Raw genomic sequence first — 23769 nt, 5'->3', positions numbered from 1 at the left:
GTAAAGATTCTAAACTCTCAGTAATACTAGCCTTTGTAATAATAAATTCTAAATTATCTATCTTTAGGGTAATAAATGAGTTCATGGGTTTTTCCTTTTTGGTGGTTTTGTGTGAAATTATAACTTGTTTATAAGTAAAATATTTAATTTAAAAATAAGAGTATTTTAAAATATAATCAACTTTTATATTCATTTAAGGTTAAATTAACTATAATTACAAATAATTATCATTTTATATTCTTATTTTATATTTAAAATGATAAAAATTCTATTCATTTCTTACTAAAGGATAAAAAATGAAAATAGCACGATTGACACTAGGCACTTTAAGCATGTCTTTAAGTCTTATCACTTCGCAGATTCTATATGCTTATGATGATACAAGCGATAGAATCTACTATACACCATTAAGTGAAGCAGAAAAAGAGGAGCTAATAAAATCGCAAAAGATGAATGCGGTTGTCACTTCCGCCACCGGCTTTGACTTGCCCTTGAAAGATGAGCCAAAAAATATAATGGTTCTTGATAAAGATGAAATAACTAATAAAGGTTATCAAAGTCTAGACCAAGCCCTGCAATATAGCCCCCTTCTAACTTTCACAAATAGCGGCTTTGGCAATAATATCGACCTGCGTGGGCAAGGTCCAGATGCCAACCGCGCAGTCAAAGTTCTAGTAAATCGCGTCCCCATTTCCCTACTTGACACAAGCCACGGCGTGCCGCCCTACAATAATATCGATATTGAAGATATAGAATCTATCGAGGTTATCCCTGGTGGTGGCGCGGTAGTCTATGGTAATGGCACACGCGGCGGTGTGATTAATATCGTTACGAAAATGCCAAGCCGCGACTTTGCCCGCGTAGTGCTAAAGGGCTATAGTGGGGAAAAGCTAGGGCTGCAAGGGGGCAGTGCGTCTTTAGCCTATGGTAAAAAGGTGAGTGATAATTTGTTTTTACGCGCTGATGTTAGCGGTGGGTATAATGGGGGTGTGAGGAATGCTAAGGCTAATGTTGCAGCCTATACAAACGAGGCTTTTGTCAATGATAATGTTACAAATATTTACGCAGCGTTTCAAACTATTTATCAATTTAATGAAGATTCTAAGCTAGATTTTAATATCAACTATTCGCACCTTTGGACTAGCTATCCGCAACGACGTTTAACCTTAGTCACCACTACAGGCACAGGTAATAACGCAGTAACGACTGATAAATCTCAAGCCACTATAGAATCTGAAAGAAATAATCCAAGCACATATACTACAAAAACGCAAACTGACGCCGTGCAAACATCACTAAACTACACGCAACGATTCAGTGAATCTTTAAATTTTGATGCAATTTTATTTTATCAATTTTCTAAACTAAGATATACACAAGATGCCTATCGTGGCTCAGCCGCGAATCCAACAGGTAACTTTATAAGCTATGGTAGCGATGGCAAGGCTGGTTTTTTTAATCAAGGCGGTGGGCTAAATCTAAAGGTAAAATGGAAAACAGATTCTAATACCTTAATAGCAGGATTAGATAACGTGCTAGAAAATTCAAATCGCACAAACTACACTGACCACGCTCCTATGGGTAATCCAGCACTTTTAAGATATGCAATGGATATTAGAAATAATGCTACAAAATTATCAAATAGTATTTATGCCCTTGATACATATCAATTTAGTGAATCTTTCTCTTTGGGGGGGGGGGGGTAGATTTGAATACTCAAACTACTGGACTACAAACACTCAACAATCAACATATTCTGGGACACTTATCCAAACGGCGAATCTAAATAATCAAAATTTGTCTTTTAACTATCATACACAAAGATTCGGTTATGCTTTAGAATTAACACCAAACTTTAAATATAGTGATACAGGAAATGTGTATGCTAAAGCAGAGCTAGGCTTTATTTCTCCATCAGCTTATCAAATGATAAATGCTTACGACCCAACCATACAAGGAAATTTCGCACAATACATATTAAGAGAAAACACAGCAAATAATATAAAACCCGAACAATATATCACAGGTGAAATCGGTGTAAAAGATGAAATATTGCTAGATTCTATATCACTATTTGGCTCGGCTACTATTTTTTACACACATACATTTAATGAAATCTATGTAAATAATATAACTCACGGCGTATCTTATACTTATGGAAATCTAGGTGAAACGCAAAGAGCCGGTATAGAGCTTATTTCTACACAAAAGTTTTTTGATACAAGTTGGCTAAGACTTAGCGAAAGCGTTTCAGCCCTTTATACAAATGTGCTAAAGACAAATATAAATACCGCTCATTTGCAAGATAAAATGGTGCCTTATGTCCCTTGGCTAAAGGCTACTATTAATTTAGAAGTAGATGTGTTTAAAACAGATTCTATATTTTTAACGCTATTTTGGAATAACGCATATTATAGCCAAAGCATAGATACTACTACAAATGAATTTAGTGCCTTAGAAGGCGGCGGAACAACGACAAGTCAAGCTAGTAGTCATTTAATGAATAAAGGCGGCTACTTTTTAAGCGATGTAGGCTTGCTTTTTGGCATTAGCAACTTTAAAGTGAATCTAGGCGTGCGAAACCTATTTGACAGCTGGTATGCCACATATCAAAAATATCCAAACTACATCCCAGCCCTAGGTCGCTCCTACTACGCGGAACTCCGCTATTCATTCTAACCCCATAGATTTCATAGAATCTACCCCCTTTCTCACACAAATTCTATACCCCACATAGAATCTAATAATCTACTTTATCTTGTCATCTTAATAAAAATACAAAATGATAATGTAAAATTATCTTGTAGATATAACTAAAGGAATTTTATGCTTACACAAACAAAAACCCTAGCCATAATCCCAGCTCGTGCAGGCTCAAAAGGTATAAAAAATAAAAACTTAAGCCTTTTAGGTGGCAACCCACTGCTTTACTACACGATAAAAGCCGCAAAAGATTCTAAAAATATCGATGAAATAGTAGTAAGTAGCGATGGTGATAATATCTTAGAATACGCAAAAACCCAAGATGTTACAACACTAAAACGACCAGCAAAATTAGCCCAAGATGATACTACAAGCGACAAAGTAATATTGCATGTTTTAGAGCATTTTAAGGATTTTTCACATATTATTTTACTGCAACCTACATCGCCTTTTAGAAATGCTAGTCATATTGATAGTGCCTTTGCTAAATTTAGAAGAGATAGGGCTAATGCTTTAATTAGCGTTGTTTCTTGTGATAACAAGATTCTGAAGGCTTTTGTGCTAGATTCTAATAATTATTTAAAGGGCATTTGTAATAATTCTTATCCATTTATGCCACGACAAAAACTGCCAAAAACTTTTATGAGCAATGGTGCGATTTATATAATAGAATCTAAATTATTCTTAAAAAATCCTAACTTTCTACAAGAAAAAACTACATATTTTGAAATGGATATAGAATCTAGCCTTGATATTGACACTTTGCAAGATTTAGAAAATGCAAATAGAATTATAGAATCTAAATAACCCTACTCTACTCTCGCGCCAACGCTACCACTAGCATCCACTAGCTCGATTTTATCGCCACTTTTTAAGTCGCTTACTTGCATGATTTTATTATCACGCAGCACTTGCACGAAGCCTTTTTGGATGCGATTTTGCGGATTTGTGCTTTTTAGAATCTGCTCTAAATTTGTTAATCTCATTTGCTTTTTATCCATAAATGACTTTAACGCGCTATCAATTTCAATGTTTAAAAGCGATTTTTTCTGCGTTAAAAATAGCTTAAAAGTGTGATTTAGACTAGATTCTAAGCTAGAAATTTCTCCCTTTTTATTTCGCAAAAAAGTATTCAAGCAATCTTGCAAATTAGAATTTAGATTCTGTGATTTTAGTCGCATTTTTTCAATATTATTTGTAGGATTTAGCGCGTTTAGCTTTGATTTTAAAAGGCTAATTTCCCCTTTTTTATTAAAAATCATTAAGTTTATAGAATCTAATAAATTATGTTGCAAATTATTTAGCCGCTCTTTTAACATAGAAATTTTTTTAGCTGGGCTTAAAAGCTCGATATTTTTGCTTAAAAATAAAAAACTATCTTTCTTTTTAGCCACTAAATTATTTATATTTTGCCTTAAAAGATTGTCTAAATCTATAAGATTCATAAAAAGCGTATTTTTATCTGGTAAAATCATTTCCATTGCCGCACTAGGCGTAGGCGCGCGCACATCCGCGACAAAATCGCTAAGCATACAATCACTCTGGTGCCCTACCGCACTTACAACAGGCGTCTTACACGCTAAAATCGCATCTAGCACAGGCAACTCACTAAAGCAAAACAAGTCCTCAAAACTCCCGCCACCACGTCCTAAAACGATAATATCCGCCTTAAGATTATCCGCGTAGCTAAGATTTTTTGCGATAGAAAATTTCGCTGATGGTCCTTGCACAAGCGTGTTTATAAGGATAAATTCACAAAGTGGATAACGTTCTTGCGCAATTTTTTTCATATCTTGGATGGCAGCGCCATTTGCGCTAGTTAGAAAAATAATGCGTTTTGGGAATCTTGGCAGGGGCTTTTTTCGCGCGTCATCAAAATAGCCCTTTTTTTGTAGCTCTTCTCTTAGATTTTGATACTGCATATACAAGTCGCCAACGCCGCTATACTCGCAAGATTCTAAGTTTAGCGAATATGTGCCATGCGGTCCATAGATTTTTATAGGACCTTTTGCTATGATTTTATCGCCATTTTTTAAGCTTTTTGCAATGGGGGAATTTTTATATTTAAAACTAAAAAATATGCAAGAGAGTATAGAATCTTCATCTTTTAGCTTAAAATACATATGCCCTTTGCTTATGCCAAAATTAGTAATCTCACCCTCAACCTCGACATATCTAAAATCAGAATCTATAACGCTTTTAAGCTGTGCGGTAAGCTCGCTTACTTTTAGCGCCCTTTTGATTGGAAAGCTCTGAATCTGCGTAGTATGCGTAACGTTTTGTGTAAAATCAATAGAATCTAGCGGATAACTTTCATAATTATCTAGGGAATAATTTCGCATTTTGTGTCCTTTTAGATTCTATGCCACGTCTTTTGTGATGGATTTTGCACTCGTGTCGATTTCATTCACAATCTTTCTGCTTTGCGTTTCCATCTTTTGTAAATTATCTACTATGTAGTCGATGTCTTGTGTGGTAAGTTCTTTTATTTCTAACTTTTTAAGGGCGTTTGTTACACATTCTTGAATTATATGGCTTGCATTTTGTATATCTCGCTCATTTACAATTTTATATAGAATCTCTTTATAATTTTTATCATCAAATAGCGGTGAAATCGCATTTTTACTAAAATCTTGGGCTGGTTTAAATAGCTTAAAGCTAAGATAGGCATTTGATTTATACAAAATATGCTCTAATTTCACGCTATTTAGTAGCAAACTATTCTCAATTTCAATGAAAATTTGCTGCAGCATCGCACTTGATTTGCCAAGATTGCTAAAGACCTCGTTGAAACTGCTAATCTTACTTTGCGTTTCCTTAATAATATTGTAAATTTCTTGCGTGCTGTGCTGGATGTCATTAATTTCTTGCTGCATTGTTTGGATTACTAGCGAGATTTCATCAGTCGCCTTGTGCGTATTTTCGGCTAACTTTCGCACCTCATCGGCGACAACGGCAAAGCCACGCCCATGCTCTCCAGCGCGCGCTGCCTCAATAGCCGCATTTAAGGCAAGGAGATTAGTTTGCGAAGCAATGCCTACAATTAGCTGAATCACATTGCCGATGTCGTTTGAGCGTTGGGCGAAATTATTCACAAAGTCGTTATTATGCGTAATTAGCTCTAGCAAATGGTCGACACTGCTACTGACCTGCGCGATATTTTCGGTATTTTCATCAGCGATTTTTACTAAATCACTCACATTTTTTTGCACACTTTCAACCTCTTTTACATTTTGGGTCAAATCGTGGCTAATGTTTGTCAAATCGTGGTTTTGATTATCAAGGCTCATATTCATAAGTGAGCGCGCTAAGGAGTTTTGAATGCTCTCTTTTGCGCTAGATTCCATATCAGTTAGGCAAAAGTTGATATTATCAATATTTTTCATAAAATCGCCCTTAAGCCCTTCGCCTTGCGCCTTGCGGTAAAAGTCGTGTTTGCGGGACGCATTCACAGAAGTATTTACCTCGCGTAAAAAAGCCTCCAAATTATCAAGCAAAATGTTGATATTTTCGCTAAGTTGAATCAAATTCGCATCGCCTTGCAAGTGGATAATGCGGCTCTCAAAATCACCCTCCCTAGCGTTATTTGTCACATTTAGAATCTTGTCTAAAAACGCCTCTTTTTTGCCATGCAAAATGATGTAGGTTATCTGCAAGATTAGCCCGACAATGGCAATTAAGCCTATGTAAATATTGCCAAATACAAAGCCTAAGATTATTAGAATAAGGAAAATGATTGCATTTGATGTGAGTAGAATATTTTTGAACATTAAAAAACCTTTGATTTAAACATATAAAAATACACATTATAGCATATTTAAATGTGCTAATACGATAAATATTCTTAAAATGATTTTAATTGAATAATGTGTAATTTTTGCGTAATTTATAGAATCTTGTTATTAAAAGGAGTTTTTAGAATGGCTCCGGATGCAGGATTCGAACCTGCGACCAAGTGGTTAACAGCCACCTACTCTACCGCTGAGCTAATCCGGAATAAGAAATAAAAGATGTAATGATACTTTATAATTTCTTAAAAGTCAATGTTTTTTGATGAAAAAAGATAAGATTTAACCATTTTTAAAATCTAGATTCTAATCCTTACACACCGCTAAACCTGCGCTTGCCTGAATTGTCGGCATAACCTCAATCGCGTTAATATTAATGTGCGGTGGGAGAGTGCTAACCCAAAAGATGATTTTTGCGACATCTTGCGCGTGCAAGGGCTTTGTGCCTTGATAAACAGCATCCGCCTTAGCCTTATCCCCGCTAAATCGCGTCAGCGAAAAGTCGCTCCCATCGCAAAGTCCAGGCTCAATATTACTCACACGCACATTTTTATCAAACAAATCCGCACGCAAATTGCGACTAAACTGCTCCACAAACGCCTTGCTTGCGCCATACACATTGCCGCCGCGATAGGCATAATGCCCAGCAATCGAGCCGATATTGATGATATGTCCGCTTTTTTGCGCGACCATTTGTGGCAAGATTTTATGCGTTAGATACACTAGAGCGCTGATATTCACGCTAATCATCCTATCCCAGTCGCCCATTTTGCAGCTCTCCGCAGGCTCAATGCCAAGTGCCAGCCCAGCGTTATTCACCAAAATATCAACCTTAATATCCTGCGTAAATTTATCAATAAATGCCCTATCACACACATCGCCAACGCCCAAAATCACATTAATGTTTTTTTTCTTTTGCTCAATTTGCTCTTTTAGATTCTGTAAATTTTCTTTGCGTCTTGCGATAAGAAAAAGCGTGATATTATCGCAATTTTCCGCAAATTCCAACGCGAGATACTTGCCAAAGCCAGAACTAGCCCCTGTGATTAGGATGTTTTTGTTTGTCATTTTTTCTCCTTTATATATTAAATCATTAAACTCTAGATTCTATAATTTCGCTTTCGCATACGCCATAAGACCGCCGCTTTTTAGCAGTTCTTGCATAAATGGCGGAATTTCTTTAAAGCTATATTGCGTATTTTGCGTTTTATTTATCACGCATTTAGAATCTAAGTCAATTTCTAGCTCATCGCCCTCATTTATGCTAGTAATATCACGCGGCTCAAGCTCCAAAATTAGTAGCCCGGTATTAAACGCATTGCGATAAAAAATACGCGCAAAATAAGGCGCAAGAACCGCAGCCACACCAGCCTCGCGTATCGCTAGCGGCGCATGCTCCCTGCTACTCCCACAACCAAAATTCTCCCCAGCCACGATAATATCGCCCTTTTGTATTTCACTAGCTAAGCCAGCGCGAGCATCCTCAAAGACCTTTTTTGCCAGCTCCTTGCCATCGCTTGTATTAAGATAGCGTGCCGCAATAATCAAATCCGTATCGATATTATCGCCAAATTTCCATGCTTTTCCCATTATTTTCCTTTTGTTGAAAATTAGATTCTATAAATCTACACATTGAATCTAAAGTGCATTATGTCGCCATCTTGGACTATGTAGTCCTTGCCCTCCACACGCATAGCCCCGGCTTCTTTAGCCTTACTCTCGCCGCCATATTTGATAAAATCGCTAAAGCTAATGCACTCAGCGCGGATAAAGCCCTTTTCAAAATCCTTGTGAATAACGCTAGCAGCACGCGGCGCACTATCGCCACGGCGGATAGTCCATGCGCGCACCTCCTTTACCCCAGCCGTAAAGTAGCTAATAAGCCCAAGGTGCGCAAAACACTCACGGATAATCTGCTCTAAGCCGCTCTCTTTCACACCCATAGACTGCAGAAACTCCGCACGTTCGGCGTCTTCTAAGCCCACTAGCTCCTCTTCGATTTTCGCACAAAGTTTTATAGCAATCGCGCCATTAGTTTCCGCAAATTTTCGCACAGATTCTACAAACTTGTTATCGCTCTCTAACCCGCTTTCATCGACATTTGCACCATAAATAATAGGCTTATTTGTAAGAAACCTTAAGTCCTTATTTAACGCCTTAAAATGCTCATTTTCTAGCTTTGCAAAACTTCGCACAGGTTTATTAGTTTCTAAGTGCTTCATAAGCTCGTTAGCAATGTCTAGCTCGGCACTCCCGCCCTTTTTAGCCTTAGAATCTTTTTGCAACTTTTCTATCCTTTTTTGTAGCGAAGAAATGTCGCTAAAAAGCAGCTCTAGCTCGATAATCTCGATGTCTGCAATAGGGTCAATGCGATTTTCCACATGCGTAATGTTGCCATCCTCAAAGCAGCGCACGATGTGCAAAATCATATCGGCTTCCTTAATGTTTGCCAAAAACTGATTGCCAAGCCCCTCGCCTTTACTAGCGCCACGCACAAGCCCGGCAATATCGACAAACTCGATTGTGCTATGCTGGATTTTCTGCGGATTTACGATTTTAGCAAGCTCTTGCAAGCGAGAATCTGGCACAGGTACAATCGCCTTATTTGGCTCAATCGTGCAGAATGGATAGTTCGCCGCCTCCGCGTTTTGCGCCTTTGTTAATGCGTTAAAAGTGGTTGATTTCCCCACATTTGGTAAGCCTACGATGCCGATACTTAGTGCCATTTTTTTACCTTTCTATTTAGTGAATCTGCATGCTAACACAATGCAGGCTGCCATGTTCGCGGATTAGGGCTTCGCAATTTATAGGGATAATCTCATAATTTGGCAGGGCAGCTTTCATAATTTCAATCGCCTTAAAATCACTTGCCTTATTGTAAATAGGCAGCAGCAGGGCATTCTCATTTAAAAAAAGAAAATTCGCATAACTAGCGGGCAAATACACCTTATTATCCTTAGAATCTAAGCTCACCTCGTGCGTATTTAGATATTTTGCAATCTTAAAATACTTCGAATTTATCGCAAACTCGCCCTCATCCTCGCTCTCATCGACCCTAGATTCTAACAAGTCGCTTTTATCAATAGCATAATCGCAAAATGGCAGGGCGACAAGCTTAAAATTATGCTCTTTTGCTAGATTTTTTAGCTCATTTTCCATCGCATTTAAATCGCTAAAATGCGGATTACTCAAGTCATCACACTTGATATAACAAATCGTATTAGGATTAATAAATCGCGCTAAAGTATCTATGTGACTATCGGTATCATCGCCTAGTAACCCGCCATTTTCTAGCCACAAAACACGCTCAATATTTAGACTAGATTTTAGAATCTCTTCAATCTCGCTTTTGCTTAAATGCGGATTGCGATTTGGCTCTAGTAGGCACTTTGTCGTGGTTAGCAAACTGCCACTGCCATTATAATCAATGCTCCCGCCCTCTAGCACAAATCCATAGCTTTTCATAGAATCTAGTAGCCCCATTTTGTTTAAAGTAGCATTAATTTGATTGTCAAAATTTGCCGCAAACTTTAGCCCCCAACCATTAAAAATAAAATTTGCAAATTTATTAGGCTTACTCGCATTAGAATCTTCTTTAATAATATGATTTAAAATAGATTCTAAAATGCCGCTTTGCTCGAGATTTTGTGGGCGTGGTTTAATAGAAATCGCAATGCTATCACGTGCCCATAAATCATTACTTGGAATCTCAAAAATGTTACAATTTTTAGAATTTTCTCCCAAATCTTTTAGCACGTCATTTAGGCGATTTTTCACACTTATATCGCTTGGATGTGCGATAATATAGACATTTTCACGCTTTGCAATCTCGCTAATGATATTGTCATAACAATCACGCACATCATCCAAATTATCACTAAAATCGCAAAAAATATGCGGATAAATTAACACCACGCCCTTTTGCTTTTCCCACTCTGCAAACATTTTTGTCCTTTTTTGCTTTTAGAATCTAGATTCTATAAAATTAAGCTAAAATTATAGCATTTTTACACCAGATTTTTTCGCTCTATTTTGTTTGTATTAATTAGATTCTGTGTTATGTCAAGGACTTGCTGCATTGCGTTTGCGTTTTCTTTTTGGCTAATTTTATTTGTATCTTTGCTTAAAATCACATAACGTTTGTCGCGTGTAGCCCACTTTTTCGTGTCTTTACGCGAGTAGATTCCAAGTGTTGGGACTTGCAAATTTGTGGCGATGTGAATGGGACCAGAGCTTGGGCTAATTAGTAAACTAAGGTGCGAAATAAATTCAACTAAGTTAAAAATATCGTTATTATTTTGTAAAATAATTAGATTTTTTAGAATCTTTTGCGTGTTAGAATCTGTGCCATTTAAAACATTTATAAGATTTTTATGCACATTAGGATAAGTCATCACAAAGACCAAGACGTGCGGAAACTCGCAAAGATTTGCAATGATTTTCACATAATTTTCTAAGGTAAAACTAGCCCATGCGCTATGGTTAAAAGGATTTACACCGATTAGATAATATTTAGATTCTATATTTTGTATATTTTTATTTAAAAAATTAGAAATATTAGAATTTATAAGATTAAAATCTAGCTTAGATATAGAATCTATGCTAAATTCTAAATAGCTATTTTGGGAGATTTTAAAATCATTTGGAATCTTAGAATCTAAGTTAGAATATATTTTAGAATCTATAGAATCTGGCGGCTTAGATTCTATAACTTTTAAATTTTCTATATTAGTATTTTTAGAATCTAATTTACTAAAAATTATATTTTCTATAATATTAGATTCTATAATATTCTCCCCCCCACCGAGATTTTCTAAAATATTTCTAATTAAAAAAATATCACGTACAAGATTAAAAAATTTGCTAATATTTTCCTTATTTTCCGCATTTGTTTGCAACTTAGTTTTAGAATCTATTTCGCTTTGAGAGATGCTTTTAAGCCGCTCATGTGCTAGCTTTGGATTTATTTTTTTCACATATTCACAGATTATATCCACGTCATTAAAACCGCGATAACAAGGCTGATTTATAAAAATCGTCCTGCCCTTTTTTGAAAAAAACGAATTGAGTTTTGTGCGCGTAAAAAAGTGCTTAATGTTGGTAGAATCAAGGACTTTAACGAACTTCGTGCGGCAATTTGTCAGCACCACATAGTCCAAATGATACGAATTAATGAGCGGAATGTCCTTAAAATCAAGGCTTTCAATGTCCTCGCAATAATCGACATAATCCAAATTCCTAGCGATTTTACACATCAAAGCATTGCCAAACACGACAACTTCGGCGTTATAAAGATATTTCAGCAAGAAAAGCGGCTTTAACATACGCACATTATCGCCCACTGCATAATGGTGGATAAAGCCAACTCTTAAAGTTTTATTTTTACTAACTTTTTGCATAAAATACCTTTGAAATTTATAACTTAAGATTCTAAAAAATATGAAAAATTATAGCGAAAATGTTTTAGATTCTGTAAGTTTTAATGATACTTTTATTCATTTAAAAATTTTTCTAATATTTCTCTTAATTCATTTTTGCCTATCTTATCACTTGCCAAATCTACCACGACATTTTCTAAAATCAAGGCAAAATCTTCTTTGTATTTGCCATTTGCTTCCAAAAAACTCATACCTAAAAATATCGCCGTGCGTTTGTTTCCATCGATAAATGGGTGAAATTTCACACACGCAAAAACTATATGTGTCAATTTATCCAAAAAAGTAGGGTAAAAAGTATCAATTTGTGCTTGCTCTAACGCAGATTCTAAATATCCTATGCTTTCTTTATGATAGCCTTTAAGACCACCTATCGTGGCGATAATTTCATCGTGTGCGTTTATCGCCTCGCTAATATGGATGTAAATCACTTGTTTTTTAGCCTTTCAAATACGGCTTTTATTTGTGGTTTTTTAAGTTCATTTGACATTTTTTTCATTGCGTTTTGGACTATTTTTTTGCGTTTGCTTTCGCTTAATTTTGCTTCTTTTGGCATATTTTTCCTTTATTAAAATTATTAAATTCTAGCATATTTTTTTAGATTCTATATTTATTTTAAAAAGATAGAATCTTGCTTTGTGTTTTAGTTTTAGATTCTATAAAGTTATGATATTTGGATGTTTTCAAGGGGAAAAATGAGTGTTTTTGCAATGTTTTCTTTTGTGTTGTTAGGGCTTGTTTGTGGGGTGATTGTGCTTACTTTGACTTATATTTTATCGGTTAGTATGCGGATTTTGCAGGATAAGGCGCGTGGCAATCACTTTAAAATCCACACTATAAATACCACTCGCTGCGGTGGTGTGTGCATTTTTATCGCACTTATTATTATTGTTATGGCGGGGCTTGAAATTGATGTGGGGGATTCTAAAAACTTAGAAAATATAGAATCTAATCGCAAAATAGATTCTATAAATTATAATAATATAGAATCTAAAGTTATGGAATCTAGCAACAAAGATTCTAAAGAATCTACAAAACAAAAAGTAGATGTTTCGCTAAACGCTCAACATGACAAAAATATAGAATCTAACAACAAAGATTCTAAGATTCAAACCACGATAATTGCCACGCTTGCTGGGCTACATTTGTATATCTCTTGCTTTATCATCATTCAAAGCGGTATGCTTAAGGATACGAATAAATCAACTTCTATCACGCTTATTAATCTAATCCAGTGGCTTGGAATCTTGTATTTTAATTTTAGCTTTTTATTCCTTTATATAGATTCTATATATTATAATATTACTTACTTTTTTGCTAGTTTTATTATGATTTATGTAATTATTAATGCGTTTAATATGATTGATGGTATAAATGGTAATGCGATATTTACCGCGATTTTAATAAATATTTCGCTACTTTACACCGCACATTTGCAAGATTCTACATTTATCACATTTGTAGCGGCGATTTTGCTTGGCATAAACGTGGTTTTTGCCGCGTTTAATTTCCCAAAGGGGCTTATGTTTTTAGGCGATAGTGGGGCGTATTTGCTTAGTTTCACACTTGCCGCACTTCTTACTATAGGCATTCTTTACTTTGATTTTCCAAAGCTTTACGCATTTTCACTATTTATTTATCCTATTTGCGAGATTTTTACCTGCTCTTTTATCCGCGCTACAAAGGTGCAGAATTTCTCCATCCGCGAGCTACTTTTGCATTTATACGAGCCAAATAACTACCATTTGCACTACTTTTTATACCTGCGATTTAAGCATTACTCAAGCCTTATAATTGCCCTAATTTACGCACCTTTCATTCTTATAAACACTCTTTTTTATAAAGAAGATTCTATACTTTTCTTAAGCATTATCACATTTTGTGTGATTTATGGAATCTTATTTTACACCTTACGAACAAAAACAATGTATTTATATAATGAAATGCCACTAGATTCTAAAGCGGATTCTAAACTAGATTCTAAAGTAGATTCGAAAATAGATTCTAAAATGGATTTTAAAATAGATTCGAAAATAGATTCTAATAACAAACCAGCAAAAACTAAATAATTTATACAAATAAGCTTAATAAACTTTAGTGTATTTCACTCAAATTTCTTTATACTTTTTCACTTATATATTGACTTATTTACTAAAATTAATGTAATATTCTGTCACTTAAATTTTTAAGTGCTAAAAATTTCAATAAGGAGAAACACGATGGCTTTTAAACCACTAGGTAAAAGAGTATTAGTTGAGCGGGAGCAAGAAGAAAAAAAGACGGCTTCAGGACTTATCATCCCAGATAACGCCACAGAAAAACCAAGCATAGGCGTGGTAAAAGAGATAAGCAAAGAAGTTGAAAAAGCAGGTGAAATCAAAAAGGGCGATAAAGTGCTATTTGGCAAATACAAAGGCAGCGAAGTAAAGCTAGACAACAAAGACTATATCGTGCTAGATGATGAAGATATTTTAGGTGTATTAAAATAAGGAGAAAACTATGGCAAAAGAAATCAAATTCAGCGATGACGCAAGAAACAAAATCTATGAGGGTGTGCAAGCCCTAAGCAACGCGGTAAAAGTAACGATGGGACCAAAGGGGCGAAATGTGCTAATCCAAAAAAGCTATGGTGCGCCAACCATTACAAAAGATGGCGTAAGCGTGGCTAAAGAAATCGAGCTAAAAGACGCCTTGCCAAATATGGGCGCACAGCTTGTAAAAGAAGTGGCAAGTAAGACAGCGGACGCCGCAGGTGATGGGACTACGACTGCTACCGTGCTAGCACATGGAATCTTTAAAGAGGGCTTACGAAATATCACAGCCGGGGCTAATCCTATCGCGGTAAAACGCGGTATGGATAAGGCAAGTAGCCAAATTATCGAGCAGCTAAAAAAGGCAAGTAAGCCTGTGAAAGATAAAGCACAAATCGCCCAAGTAGCGACAATCTCAGCTAATAGCGATGAAAATATCGGCAAACTAATCGCAGATGCTATGGATAAAGTCGGCAAAGATGGCGTTATCACCGTGGAGGAAGCTAAGGGTATCAATGACGAATTGAGCGTGGTTGAGGGAATGCAATTTGACCGCGGATATTTAAGCCCATACTTTATCACAAATGCGGATAAAATGAGCACGGAGCTAGAAAATCCATATATCTTAATCACTGATAAAAAAATCACATCAATGAAAGATATTCTCCCTATCTTAGAATCTACTATGAAAAGTGGCAAACCGCTTTTAATCATAGCTGAAGACTTAGAGGGCGAGGCTTTGACTACTTTGGTAGTAAATAAATTGCGTGGTGTGCTAAATGTAGCGGCGGTAAAAGCACCAGGCTTTGGTGATAGACGCAAGGAAATGTTGCGTGATATTGCAATCTTAACAGGTGGTGAAGTAATAAGCGAGGAAGTGGGCTTAAACCTTGAAACAACTGATGTATCGCATTTAGGTCAAGCCGCAAGAATTGTAATTGACAAAGACAATACAACGATTGTAGATGGCAAGGGCAAGAAAAAGGCGGTAGAAGAGCGTATCGCACAAATCCGCACACAAATCGAGGCTACAACTAGCGACTATGATAAAGAGAAACTCCAAGAGCGTTTGGCGAAACTTAGCGGTGGTGTGGCAGTTATCAAAGTAGGTGCACCAAGCGAAGTGGAAATGAAAGAGAAAAAAGACAGAGTTGATGACGCGTTAAGTGCGACTAAAGCAGCGGTAGAAGAGGGCATCGTAATCGGTGGTGGCGCAGCTTTGATACACGCGGCTAATAAGATTAAGAAAGGTGATTTAAGCGGCGATGAGGCAATCGGCTTTGATATTATCTATCGTGCGATAAAAGCGCCATTAGCACAAATCGCAATCAACGCAGGATATGACGCAGGCGTGGTAATTAATGAAGTTAGCAAGGCAAAAGATAGCAACACAGGCTTTGATGCAAGTAATGGCGAGTATGTGGATATGCTAAAGGCAGGTATCATTGACCCGCTAAAAGTAACGCGTGTAGCACTGCAAAACGCGGTCTCAATCTCAAGCCTACTGCTAACCACAGAAGCGGCTATCACTGATATAAAAGAAGACAAACCAGCCCCTGCAATGCCTGATATGGGCGGCATGGGCGGCATGGGCGGCATGATGTAATTTCATGCCCCCATTATAATCATTGCGTAAGATAAAATAATCTTTACAACGCAACCCTTTGCAAAGATTTGCACTACATAAAATAATTTTTATAATGCAATCTTTATAACGTCCTTTTTATAACGCAGACTTTGTGTTACATAATGTAATCCCCATTTGTTTTATAAAATCTATTTTAGATTCTATATCCTTAAATAACTTTATAGAATCTAACTTGCAAGATTCTAGCTTGTAAACCAACTTTAAATCTTTTGTGAATTGATTTGCGGAAGTAAAGACACATTTAAATTAAAATTATTTTTATTCAATAGTAATGTTATGTAATGATTTTTGGATAATTTAAATACATACTTTATCAAAAATATTTTAAAAAATTTAATAATATTGTTATGGCAATTCAAAATAAACCGCACTTCTACAAAATATACCTAGCTAAGTCCACGTTTTCGACTAAGTTATCTAGGCGTTCTTTTACCATAGATTCTGTGATTACCACCTTTTGCCCTGCATAGTCTTCAGCGCAAAAGCTAATATCTTCTAGCACTTTTTCTATTGTAGTATGAAGTCGTCTAGCGCCGATGTCTTCGGTCTTTTCATTTGCTTGAAAAGATAATTTACTTAAAGCGCGAAGTGCAGAATCTTCAAACTCCAAATCGATTTTTTCCACGCTAAGAAGCGCTTGATACTGCCTTATAATCGAATTTTTTGTCTGCGTTAGAATCTTATAAAGTGATTCTTCATCCAACGTCTGTAGCTCCACACGCAGTGGGAAACGCCCCTGCAGCTCAGGTATCAAATCGCTAGGCTTACTAAAATGAACCGCCCCCGCCGCGATAAATAGTATGTGGTCGGTCTTTATCTGCCCATATCGCGTCTGCACCACGCTACCCTCGACAATAGGCAACAAGTCGCGTTGTACGCCCTCTTTGCTTGGGTCTTGCTTGCTTGAATCTTTGCTCGCCACGGCGATTTTATCGATTTCATCAATGAATATTATGCCGCTTTCTTCGGCTAATTTCAACGCATCAGTCTTGATTGCTTCAGAATCTAAAATCGCGTTTTGGGCTTCTGGTTTCAGGGCTTCTTTGGCTTCTTTGATAGTCATTTCACGCTTTATTTTATCGCCCTTTACATTTAAGGCTTTGATTAAAGATTCTTGCACTTTTATGATTTCAGCTGGCATGCTGTCATCGACTTTTTCGGCTTGTTTGGCGATTTCGATATTGATTTTCACATTATCCATCGCGCCACTTTTGACCTTTTCTTTCATTTTGGCAAAACTTGTCTCATATTCTTGCTTTTTTTGCTCGCTAACACTCGCTGGGAGCGGCGGGAGCAGCTTTTGTGTGATTTTATCTAGGACATAGTTTTCTATCTCTGTCCCTGCCTTTTCTTTCATTGAGTTTTGGAGCAAATTCACACTTGCAGTGACTAAGTCTCGCACCATAGATTCCACATCGCGCCCTACAAAGCCCACTTCTGTGTATTTACTAGCCTCGACCTTTACAAATGGTAAGCCCATAAGACGCGCCATACGCCTTGCAATTTCAGTTTTCCCAACGCCTGTGCTACCTATCATTAGGATATTTTTTGGCGTGACCTCTTCTTGCAATTCCTTGCTTAATTGTAAGCGCCGATAGCGATTTCTCAAAGCGATGGCGACCGCTTTTTTAGCATCGCTTTGCCCGATTATATACTCGTCTAGGTATTTTACGATTTCTCGTGGGGTTTGTGTTATGATTAATTCGCTCATTTTACTCTCCTGTAATTTCCAAAGTTTTGATATTCGTGTTTGTGTAAATGCAAATTTCACCAGCAATCTTTAAAGATTCTATCACTAGCTCTTTTGGCTCTAAATTTGCGTGTTTGTCCAAAGCACGTGCGGCTGAAAGTGCGTAATTACCGCCACTACCTATGGCTACAATCTTGCCATCTTCAGGCTCGACCACATCACCTGTCCCACTCAAAACATATATATTTTTAGAATCTAGCACAATCATCATCGCTTCCAGCCGCCGCAGATACTTATCTTTCCGCCACTCTTTACTAAAATCTATCACGCTTTTTAGCAAATCGCCCTTTTTACCCTCCAAAATCCGCTCAAACATATCAAAAAGGCTAAACGCATCCGCAGTGCTACCGGCAAATCCGCTCAAAATCTTGCCATTATAAAGGCTTCTAATCTTGTTTGCATTGCCTTTCATAATCGTATTGCCAAAGCTAACCTGCCCGTCACCGCCGATAATGCCATAAGGCTTACCATCCTTTTTTCCCACATAGCCCAAAATCGTAGTCGCATGAAACATATCTTTCCCCTTTTGGTTTATTTTATTGTTTGTTTTAGAATCTGGAATTATAGCTTAAAATTATTTATGAAAATTGTGCGTTTAGTATCTAGATTTGAGTTGGTAATTTAAACTTTAAAAATTGAGTATAGAATCTACATTTTAATTTGAGTTTATTTTCAAGGAAAAGCGATGAAAGATTCTAATAATTACATAGAAATCCTGCAAAATTTGGGTGTGAAAAAAAGGTATGATAAGGATGAAATTATCTTTTATGAGGGCGAACGTGCGAATAAGTTTTTTTTATTATTAAGCGGCAGTGTGCGGATTTATAAAAGTTTGGAGCTAGGCAGTGAGAAAACTTTGCATATTTTTAAAGCGCCTTGTTTTATCGCGGAAATGCCTAGTTTCAATAATGCGTTGTATCCTGCAAGTAGCGTGTGTGAGGAGACTTGCGAGATTTTAAGTATAGAATCTAGCGCGTTTAAAAAGGAGCTGGAAAATACGCAGTTTTGCCTTACTTTTATCGCGTCTCTTTTTTCAAAAATCCGCATTTTAGAATCTTGCATTGAGGCGAATAATCAAAGCTTGAGTGAGCGATTCTTGCACTTTGCACGCGAAAATAAAGCCACATTATCCACGCTTACGCAGCGAAAAATCGCTCAAATGCTAAATACAAGTGCGGAATCTCTTTCCCGCGTGCTAAAGGAGCTAAAAAAAGACAATAAAATAACCATTACAAAAGGGAAAATTAGCCTTGTGTAATTTTAGATTCTATAAACCCTGCCATACGCCAAATAAAATTTACGCAGGGATGGCTTTCAAGCACTCTAGGGCGTATTTTTTTCCTAGCTCGTAAGCCTTTTTATTCACATCGGCTACTTTTGCTGGGACTTTGCTTAGCATCGTTTCGATTACCAAGTCCTCTGGCACGCAGTTTGTAAATGTAACGGTTGCAGCCAACGCCACAACGCTTTGGGTTACGACATTTCCTACCTCTTCTTTCGCGATTGTAATAATGGGAATCTCATAAATCTTAAAATGCTCCCTATCCTCGCTTGTAGGCGTGACCAAATTTGGCTCGATAACCATTATACCGCCGGGCTTTACGCCATTTTTGTAAATATCATAGCTGCTCTGGGCAACCGACAACATAAAGTCAATGTCGCCATCCATCGCATACGGATACAAAATCTCCTCGCTATCAAGCAAAATATCCACCTTCGTAGGACCGCCGCGCACCTGGCTTGTGTAAGTGCTGGCTTTGACGCCATAGCCGCCGCCGCGGATTTTCGCCTCCGCTAGAATCTCACCTGCCAAAAGCACGCCCTGCCCGCCGACACCTGTAAATCGTAGTTGATATTCCATAATTTCTCCTTTTTGTTAGCGCATTTCAAAAAGCATATTTTATCAATTTATGCAAGATAGAATCAAGAGTTTTATCAAAATTCGCATAATAATAGTAAGGAATGTGTAAATTAGGGCATATTTTCCACTGCGTTTAAAAATGCAGTTACATCATAGTTTTTTATTTTTTCTTGCATTTTGGCAAAATAAGATTCTATATTTTGGGCGTTTAAAATGTGGCTTTGCGTGGCAATAGCGCGAAGTTGCAACACATTCATTTGCGGACTATAATGCTGGATGTCCTTAAAATTTGCAATATCATCAGCGAAATTTAAATCATCCAAGCCATAGATTCTAACATTTCTTAAATGCCGTGTATGACGCAGAAAAAACCTGATATTTTCCTGCCAAGTGGTAAAAAAAATCTCGCCTTGCAGCGCCCAAAAAAGTCGCGGATAAGTTGGCAAAATAATGTGAAACTGCGTTTGTGGATTAGATTCTAGAATCTTTATAAAGGGCGTGGCGAGTTCTTGCGAGAATTTGTTTGATTTAGTGATATTGCCCATTTCTAAGGGCTTTTCGCGTAAATTTCTTGCTGCAACATTGCCCTTGTTTTTAAGAAAATTTTGCAGCCCACCAAAATATTTCATAGAATCATCGCCCATCCAAGACACAATACTCTCATTAAAAATATCAAATTTTTTGCCCACGCAAGGCTCACTTTTTTCCCAAAGAAACGCGCATTTGATAGTTTTTTCATTAAAATACATTTTAAAAATTTCGCCAAAATTATTTGTGTATAAAAAGTCAAATTTGCTTACATCATTTTCATAGTGGAAAACCCACCAATCCAACGTTGTAATTACATTTTTTATAACTTTTTGCTTAAATAAATATGAAAATACGATATTTCTCTCATTTAATGTTGAACCCCACATTGATAGATTTACAAAAATGTTTTTTGATTGTATAGAATCTAGAATAGAATCTTGCAAATTATTAGGATTTTTAGAATCTAGAATATGATTAGATTCTATATTTTGCAAGTTTTGGTTAGAATCTTTAGTTGAATTTTTTATAGAATCTAGATTCTCATTTTCTATATTATATTGCGAGTATGTATTACCCCCCCCCCCCGTTGTCACTAATTACAGAATCTAGATTCTGTAATATTTTATTTGCATCTTTTGGCAGGGTATTTTCTAGCATTGATGTGCCTAAAATTACGCTATTAAAGTCATAGTTTTTTATTATTCCGGGATTTTGTGAGCGTAAATCATGGAAAAAAGTTTCATCACGCAAAAATGGCTTATGAAAAAGTTGCAAGGAATCGTAAAGATAAAGCAAAATAAATAATGTGACTAAAGCCACACAAGGCACAATTAACGCAAGAAACACAAAATTTTTATAAGTTTTTTGCATACCTTACCTTTAAGATTCTAAAAATTGCATTTAATTTAATTTTGTAATTTAGAACTAGATTAACAATGCAAATTAAAGATTGTTTAGAATCTCTACTGCTGGTTTTTCTCCAAATTGCCGTCTTTGTCAATGCTAACTTCAAACATATCGCTATCTTGCGTGAAAATCTTGCTTTCAATCGGTGGAAAATTGCGTTTCAAAATGATTTGATTATTATCTTTCCAGCTAGATTCTGTCGTTATCCTTGCGGTATTCAATAGCGCTTCAATCTCTTTTCCCTTTTGCGTATTCACATCACGCAGTTCCTGCAGTTTTGTCGCGGTATCTTTTTGCTCTTTTGTCTGCTTCAAAAGCATCACATACATCCCTAACGTCTTTTTAGTCTCAGGGTCTAGCTCGCTGCCATCCTTTTTACTCCTATCAATGACAGGCTTTAGATTCTCAATCACAGGCTTAATCTTATTTAGCCTATCTGCCAACGCCTTGCAAAAGCTCACACGCCCAGAAATCTCATTTTTCAGCAAAAAATCCTTGCTAATAATCGTCTGCAGCTCTTCTCGCTTGTCAAAATCCGCAAACATATCAAAAAATATCTTATTATTATTGCCATGAATCGCCTTTAAATGCAAACTTTCGCAGAATTTCACATCAGTATTTGAATGCAGTTTTGAAATCACAATCTTATTTCCCACGACTTTCGCGCCTTGCGCGTCTAGCACGTTGATATTTTTCCCAAAAACCTTGCCACTTTCTAGCTTGTCAATGTCGGCTTCTTGCGTGTAAAGCACGCCCTTGTGGATATTGATATTTGCCTCCTCAGCGTAAATTACGACACTTGGGTGCGTTTGCCCCTCGATATTTAGCTTTTTAGCACGTATTACGACTTTTTCGCCTACCGCGCCTTTGATATTTACGACTTCAGCCTCGATTACAGCGCCGATTTGCACGGCATCCTTGCTTTTATCAGGGCAGTCGATGGCGACTTCAGCGCCCTTTTCTAAGCCGCCTAAAATGCAGTTTGTCTTGCTAATTTGCTGAAAAGTCCCTATATCAATTAATCGCAACCCGGCTTCGGCAAATTCGACAATTCCTACGCCATCAGCCTCGTATTTTACGACATTTCCCTCTTCTATTTTCTTGATTCCATTTGCGGCTTCTGGCGGGGCTTTGTAGGCGAAAGTCCCACTTACGGCTTCTTTCATATCCGTTTTTCCATCGCTTTTTGGCGAGTTTAAAAAAAGATTTTTCATATCGATAAATTCGCCTTTGAGATTGCGTCCTGATGTAGGAATTGCCTCTTTAAGATAGAATCCGATGGGGTCGCCTTCTTTCACGGCATACAGGGCAGTTGGCAAGGCAGGTAAATTATTTTCCATACACCATTTTTCCTCTAATAAATTAGTAAATCCGCGATTTTTTATCCCAGCTTTAGCGCGCATAAATGTAAATTTCCGCTCCCGCATAACCGTGCAAGGCGGCTTAAAATGATCCGCGATAATCTTTTCAAGCCGCTTAATAATCTCCTCTAAATTCGTAATAACAATATTTTTTTGAATTAGCATAGATGTGACAAAATCCGCCATTTGCGGTAAAAAGTTCTCCCTATCATCAAGCAAAAGCCCCTCGCCAAAGCATATCGTAGCCTCCAAATGCCGATAACTAAAAGAGAAAGTTATCTTGCTAAAATCGTATTCTCTAGGCGTGATTTCCACATCAAAAGTCTGGTAAATTTCATCATTTGTTTGGTTATAAGATTCACGAAAAAAAGTCGGCGGTAACTCTCTGTTGTCCTTTTTGGTAAATGTGTGAATGGCGTTAATATGGATGTTGCAATCATTCAAGTTTAGCTCAGATTTCGTGCAAACTTCCATTAGATTTTTATTCCACTCCCGCACACCCGTTACCTTTTTGGTATTAAAAAAAGTCATCGCACACACCTTATATTTTCTTTAGTTATAAAAAACTAAATATTTTACTATATTTTTGGTTAAAGAATATTAAAAAGTGGAAATTGATTCTATAAAATTGGCGATTTTTTGCAAAATTATATTATTTTAGATTCTATGGATATGCCCACTTAAAGAGCGGAAGTCGTGGCGGAGTTTTTGATTTGGTAATATTTTACCTAAAAATCTTAGTATTTTTGTAACTTTTTGTTGATTATTAAGGCGTGGTAAATCTAGCCCTACTTTATCACGCGTATCAATAATTCCAAACTCAATATTGCTGTGGTCGTGCCTGTGATAATCTTCAAATGTGTAAATATTATGCTTTTTTAGCAGCATACTTAAGATTGTTTGGTCGTGGCGATTTTCGATAAATTCAGGGTAATTTGGAATCTTGCTAGGGCTATCATCGACTAGCTCAAAAAATTGCCAAAAAATCTCAAGCCATTCACGCATAAAAGCGATGGTTTTTTCGCATTTTTTCATAAAAATTGTCCCGCCCTTAGCCGTGCCACCATCGATATATTTTGGATTATCAAGCACGTCAAAGTACGCAAACACATCGCCCTTGCACCACACACGCTCTTTTGTCCAGTGCGATACAAAATTTGCAAGTGGCTCATTTTGCAAAATCTCAAGCTTTTTTAAAAGGCTCTCTTTGCCCGCTGGCACGAAACTACTGCCTATATCCACATAAAGTAAAATA

At 36.8% G+C, this 23769-nt stretch carries 23 protein-coding genes, 1 tRNA gene and 1 pseudogene; 7 read left to right on the top strand and 18 right to left on the bottom strand.

Going from position 1 to position 23769, the window contains the following annotated elements:
* Positions 1–296 precede the first annotated feature (296 nt).
* From LS64_RS13210 to LS64_RS06500, 3 genes are all read left to right on the top strand, one after another.
* Complete coding sequence (locus tag LS64_RS13210) at positions 297–1706, top strand: TonB-dependent receptor (protein WP_034569622.1); 1410 nt, start codon at positions 297–299, stop codon at positions 1704–1706.
* A complete protein-coding gene (locus tag LS64_RS13205; protein ID WP_237416246.1) occupies positions 1624–2679 on the top strand; it encodes a TonB-dependent receptor in 1056 nt (351 codons plus the stop codon). The genes LS64_RS13210 and LS64_RS13205 overlap by 83 nt, the downstream gene beginning before the upstream one ends.
* A 147-nt stretch (positions 2680–2826) precedes the next feature.
* A complete protein-coding gene (locus LS64_RS06500) occupies positions 2827–3510 on the top strand; it encodes an acylneuraminate cytidylyltransferase family protein (RefSeq protein WP_034570282.1) in 684 nt (227 codons plus the stop codon).
* A 2-nt stretch (positions 3511–3512) separates the two neighbouring features.
* Here LS64_RS06500 and xseA read toward each other — a convergent pair whose 3' ends face one another.
* The 10 genes and pseudogenes from xseA to LS64_RS13610 form a co-directional block, all read right to left on the bottom strand.
* On the bottom strand, positions 3513–5045 hold the full coding sequence (xseA, locus tag LS64_RS06495) for an exodeoxyribonuclease VII large subunit (RefSeq protein ID WP_118949238.1): 1533 nt from the start codon (positions 5043–5045) through the stop codon (positions 3513–3515).
* A gap of 18 nt (positions 5046–5063) precedes the next feature.
* Positions 5064–5747 (bottom strand): annotated as a pseudogene (locus LS64_RS13955) (methyl-accepting chemotaxis protein); the annotation flags it as partial.
* An 877-nt stretch (positions 5748–6624) separates the two neighbouring features.
* Positions 6625–6699, bottom strand: a tRNA-Asn gene (locus LS64_RS06485).
* A 98-nt stretch (positions 6700–6797) separates the two neighbouring features.
* Positions 6798–7559 carry an SDR family NAD(P)-dependent oxidoreductase gene (locus LS64_RS06480; RefSeq protein WP_118949237.1) on the bottom strand — a complete coding sequence of 254 codons (762 nt, stop codon included), beginning with the start codon at positions 7557–7559 and terminating at the stop codon, positions 6798–6800.
* Positions 7560–7598: 39 nt separating this feature from the next.
* Complete coding sequence (locus LS64_RS06475) at positions 7599–8081, bottom strand: 3-isopropylmalate dehydratase small subunit (protein WP_193554428.1); 483 nt, start codon at positions 8079–8081, stop codon at positions 7599–7601.
* Between the two features lie 35 nt (positions 8082–8116).
* Positions 8117–9217: a redox-regulated ATPase YchF gene (gene ychF / locus LS64_RS06470; protein WP_034573175.1), complete on the bottom strand. Its 1101-nt coding sequence runs from the start codon at positions 9215–9217 to the stop codon at positions 8117–8119.
* Between the two features lie 16 nt (positions 9218–9233).
* On the bottom strand, positions 9234–10436 hold the full coding sequence (locus tag LS64_RS06465) for an agmatine deiminase family protein (protein ID WP_034573173.1): 1203 nt from the start codon (positions 10434–10436) through the stop codon (positions 9234–9236).
* A 62-nt stretch (positions 10437–10498) separates the two neighbouring features.
* Complete coding sequence (locus LS64_RS06460) at positions 10499–11890, bottom strand: glycosyltransferase family 9 protein (RefSeq protein ID WP_052062630.1); 1392 nt, start codon at positions 11888–11890, stop codon at positions 10499–10501.
* Between the two features lie 92 nt (positions 11891–11982).
* Positions 11983–12357 carry a type II toxin-antitoxin system death-on-curing family toxin gene (locus LS64_RS06455; RefSeq protein WP_034573171.1) on the bottom strand — a complete coding sequence of 125 codons (375 nt, stop codon included), beginning with the start codon at positions 12355–12357 and terminating at the stop codon, positions 11983–11985.
* Positions 12354–12482: a hypothetical protein gene (locus LS64_RS13610; RefSeq protein ID WP_272916611.1), complete on the bottom strand. Its 129-nt coding sequence runs from the start codon at positions 12480–12482 to the stop codon at positions 12354–12356. The genes LS64_RS06455 and LS64_RS13610 overlap by 4 nt, the downstream gene beginning before the upstream one ends.
* A 139-nt stretch (positions 12483–12621) precedes the next feature.
* Between LS64_RS13610 and LS64_RS06450 the strand changes: the two genes are divergently transcribed.
* The 3 genes from LS64_RS06450 (at position 12622) to groL (ending at position 16063) form a co-directional block, all read left to right on the top strand.
* Positions 12622–13995: an MraY family glycosyltransferase gene (locus tag LS64_RS06450; protein ID WP_034573169.1), complete on the top strand. Its 1374-nt coding sequence runs from the start codon at positions 12622–12624 to the stop codon at positions 13993–13995.
* A gap of 150 nt (positions 13996–14145) precedes the next feature.
* Positions 14146–14415 (top strand): co-chaperone GroES, encoded by a 270-nt coding sequence (groES, locus tag LS64_RS06445; protein ID WP_034573167.1) that lies wholly within the window; start codon positions 14146–14148, stop codon positions 14413–14415.
* 10 nt (positions 14416–14425) lie between these two features.
* Positions 14426–16063 (top strand): chaperonin GroEL, encoded by a 1638-nt coding sequence (groL, locus tag LS64_RS06440; protein WP_034573165.1) that lies wholly within the window; start codon positions 14426–14428, stop codon positions 16061–16063.
* A 117-nt stretch (positions 16064–16180) separates the two neighbouring features.
* On the opposite strand, the gene LS64_RS13605 is transcribed toward groL, so the two are convergent.
* The 3 genes from LS64_RS13605 to hslV form a co-directional block, all read right to left on the bottom strand.
* Positions 16181–16303, bottom strand: a complete 123-nt coding sequence (locus tag LS64_RS13605; protein WP_272916612.1) for a hypothetical protein — start codon at positions 16301–16303, stop codon at positions 16181–16183.
* Between the two features lie 175 nt (positions 16304–16478).
* The gene (gene hslU / locus LS64_RS06435; protein WP_138127279.1) at positions 16479–17816 is read right to left on the bottom strand and encodes an HslU--HslV peptidase ATPase subunit; all 1338 of its coding nucleotides are present in this window, start codon (positions 17814–17816) and stop codon (positions 16479–16481) included.
* A gap of 1 nt (position 17817) precedes the next feature.
* Positions 17818–18369, bottom strand: a complete 552-nt coding sequence (gene hslV, locus LS64_RS06430; RefSeq protein ID WP_034573161.1) for an ATP-dependent protease subunit HslV — start codon at positions 18367–18369, stop codon at positions 17818–17820.
* Between the two features lie 171 nt (positions 18370–18540).
* Here hslV and LS64_RS06425 point away from each other — a divergent pair, with 171 nt between their 5' ends.
* Positions 18541–19113, top strand: a complete 573-nt coding sequence (locus LS64_RS06425) for a Crp/Fnr family transcriptional regulator (RefSeq protein ID WP_034573159.1) — start codon at positions 18541–18543, stop codon at positions 19111–19113.
* A 39-nt stretch (positions 19114–19152) separates the two neighbouring features.
* Here the strand turns inward: LS64_RS06425 and LS64_RS06420 are convergent, their stop codons facing one another.
* From LS64_RS06420 to LS64_RS06400, 5 genes are all read right to left on the bottom strand, one after another.
* Complete coding sequence (locus LS64_RS06420) at positions 19153–19716, bottom strand: 2-oxoacid:acceptor oxidoreductase family protein (RefSeq protein WP_034573157.1); 564 nt, start codon at positions 19714–19716, stop codon at positions 19153–19155.
* Between the two features lie 110 nt (positions 19717–19826).
* Complete coding sequence (locus tag LS64_RS06415; RefSeq protein WP_034573155.1) at positions 19827–20840, bottom strand: hypothetical protein; 1014 nt, start codon at positions 20838–20840, stop codon at positions 19827–19829.
* Entirely contained in the window at positions 20818–21117 is a 300-nt protein-coding gene (locus LS64_RS06410; protein WP_118988385.1) for a hypothetical protein, read from the bottom strand. The genes LS64_RS06415 and LS64_RS06410 overlap by 23 nt, the downstream gene beginning before the upstream one ends.
* A 92-nt stretch (positions 21118–21209) precedes the next feature.
* Entirely contained in the window at positions 21210–23045 is a 1836-nt protein-coding gene (locus LS64_RS06405; protein WP_034572859.1) for a hypothetical protein, read from the bottom strand.
* A gap of 126 nt (positions 23046–23171) precedes the next feature.
* On the bottom strand, positions 23172–23756 hold the full coding sequence (locus LS64_RS06400) for a hypothetical protein (RefSeq protein ID WP_138127277.1): 585 nt from the start codon (positions 23754–23756) through the stop codon (positions 23172–23174).
* Between the last annotated feature and the right edge of the window lie 13 nt (positions 23757–23769).

It is taken from the genome of Helicobacter saguini (genome assembly GCF_000762875.2).
Taxonomy (GTDB): domain Bacteria; phylum Campylobacterota; class Campylobacteria; order Campylobacterales; family Helicobacteraceae; genus Helicobacter_A; species Helicobacter_A saguini.
This window is presented reverse-complemented; position numbering and strand designations above follow the sequence as displayed.

Coding starts and splice junctions, on each gene's coding strand:
- LS64_RS13210 (WP_034569622.1), top strand. CDS start 297: ATGAAAATAGCACGATTGACACTAGGCACTTTAAGCATGTCTTTAAGT.
- LS64_RS13205 (WP_237416246.1), top strand. CDS start 1,624: ATGCTACAAAATTATCAAATAGTATTTATGCCCTTGATACATATCAAT.
- LS64_RS06500 (WP_034570282.1), top strand. CDS start 2,827: ATGCTTACACAAACAAAAACCCTAGCCATAATCCCAGCTCGTGCAGGC.
- xseA (WP_118949238.1), bottom strand. CDS start 5,045: ATGCGAAATTATTCCCTAGATAATTATGAAAGTTATCCGCTAGATTCT.
- LS64_RS06480 (WP_118949237.1), bottom strand. CDS start 7,559: ATGACAAACAAAAACATCCTAATCACAGGGGCTAGTTCTGGCTTTGGC.
- LS64_RS06475 (WP_193554428.1), bottom strand. CDS start 8,081: ATGGGAAAAGCATGGAAATTTGGCGATAATATCGATACGGATTTGATT.
- ychF (WP_034573175.1), bottom strand. CDS start 9,217: ATGGCACTAAGTATCGGCATCGTAGGCTTACCAAATGTGGGGAAATCA.
- LS64_RS06465 (WP_034573173.1), bottom strand. CDS start 10,436: ATGTTTGCAGAGTGGGAAAAGCAAAAGGGCGTGGTGTTAATTTATCCG.
- LS64_RS06460 (WP_052062630.1), bottom strand. CDS start 11,890: ATGCAAAAAGTTAGTAAAAATAAAACTTTAAGAGTTGGCTTTATCCAC.
- LS64_RS13610 (WP_272916611.1), bottom strand. CDS start 12,482: ATGCCAAAAGAAGCAAAATTAAGCGAAAGCAAACGCAAAAAAATAGTC.
- LS64_RS06450 (WP_034573169.1), top strand. CDS start 12,622: ATGAGTGTTTTTGCAATGTTTTCTTTTGTGTTGTTAGGGCTTGTTTGT.
- groES (WP_034573167.1), top strand. CDS start 14,146: ATGGCTTTTAAACCACTAGGTAAAAGAGTATTAGTTGAGCGGGAGCAA.
- groL (WP_034573165.1), top strand. CDS start 14,426: ATGGCAAAAGAAATCAAATTCAGCGATGACGCAAGAAACAAAATCTAT.
- hslU (WP_138127279.1), bottom strand. CDS start 17,816: ATGAGCGAATTAATCATAACACAAACCCCACGAGAAATCGTAAAATAC.
- hslV (WP_034573161.1), bottom strand. CDS start 18,369: ATGTTTCATGCGACTACGATTTTGGGCTATGTGGGAAAAAAGGATGGT.
- LS64_RS06425 (WP_034573159.1), top strand. CDS start 18,541: ATGAAAGATTCTAATAATTACATAGAAATCCTGCAAAATTTGGGTGTG.
- LS64_RS06420 (WP_034573157.1), bottom strand. CDS start 19,716: ATGGAATATCAACTACGATTTACAGGTGTCGGCGGGCAGGGCGTGCTT.
- LS64_RS06410 (WP_118988385.1), bottom strand. CDS start 21,117: ATGCAAAAAACTTATAAAAATTTTGTGTTTCTTGCGTTAATTGTGCCT.
- LS64_RS06405 (WP_034572859.1), bottom strand. CDS start 23,045: ATGACTTTTTTTAATACCAAAAAGGTAACGGGTGTGCGGGAGTGGAAT.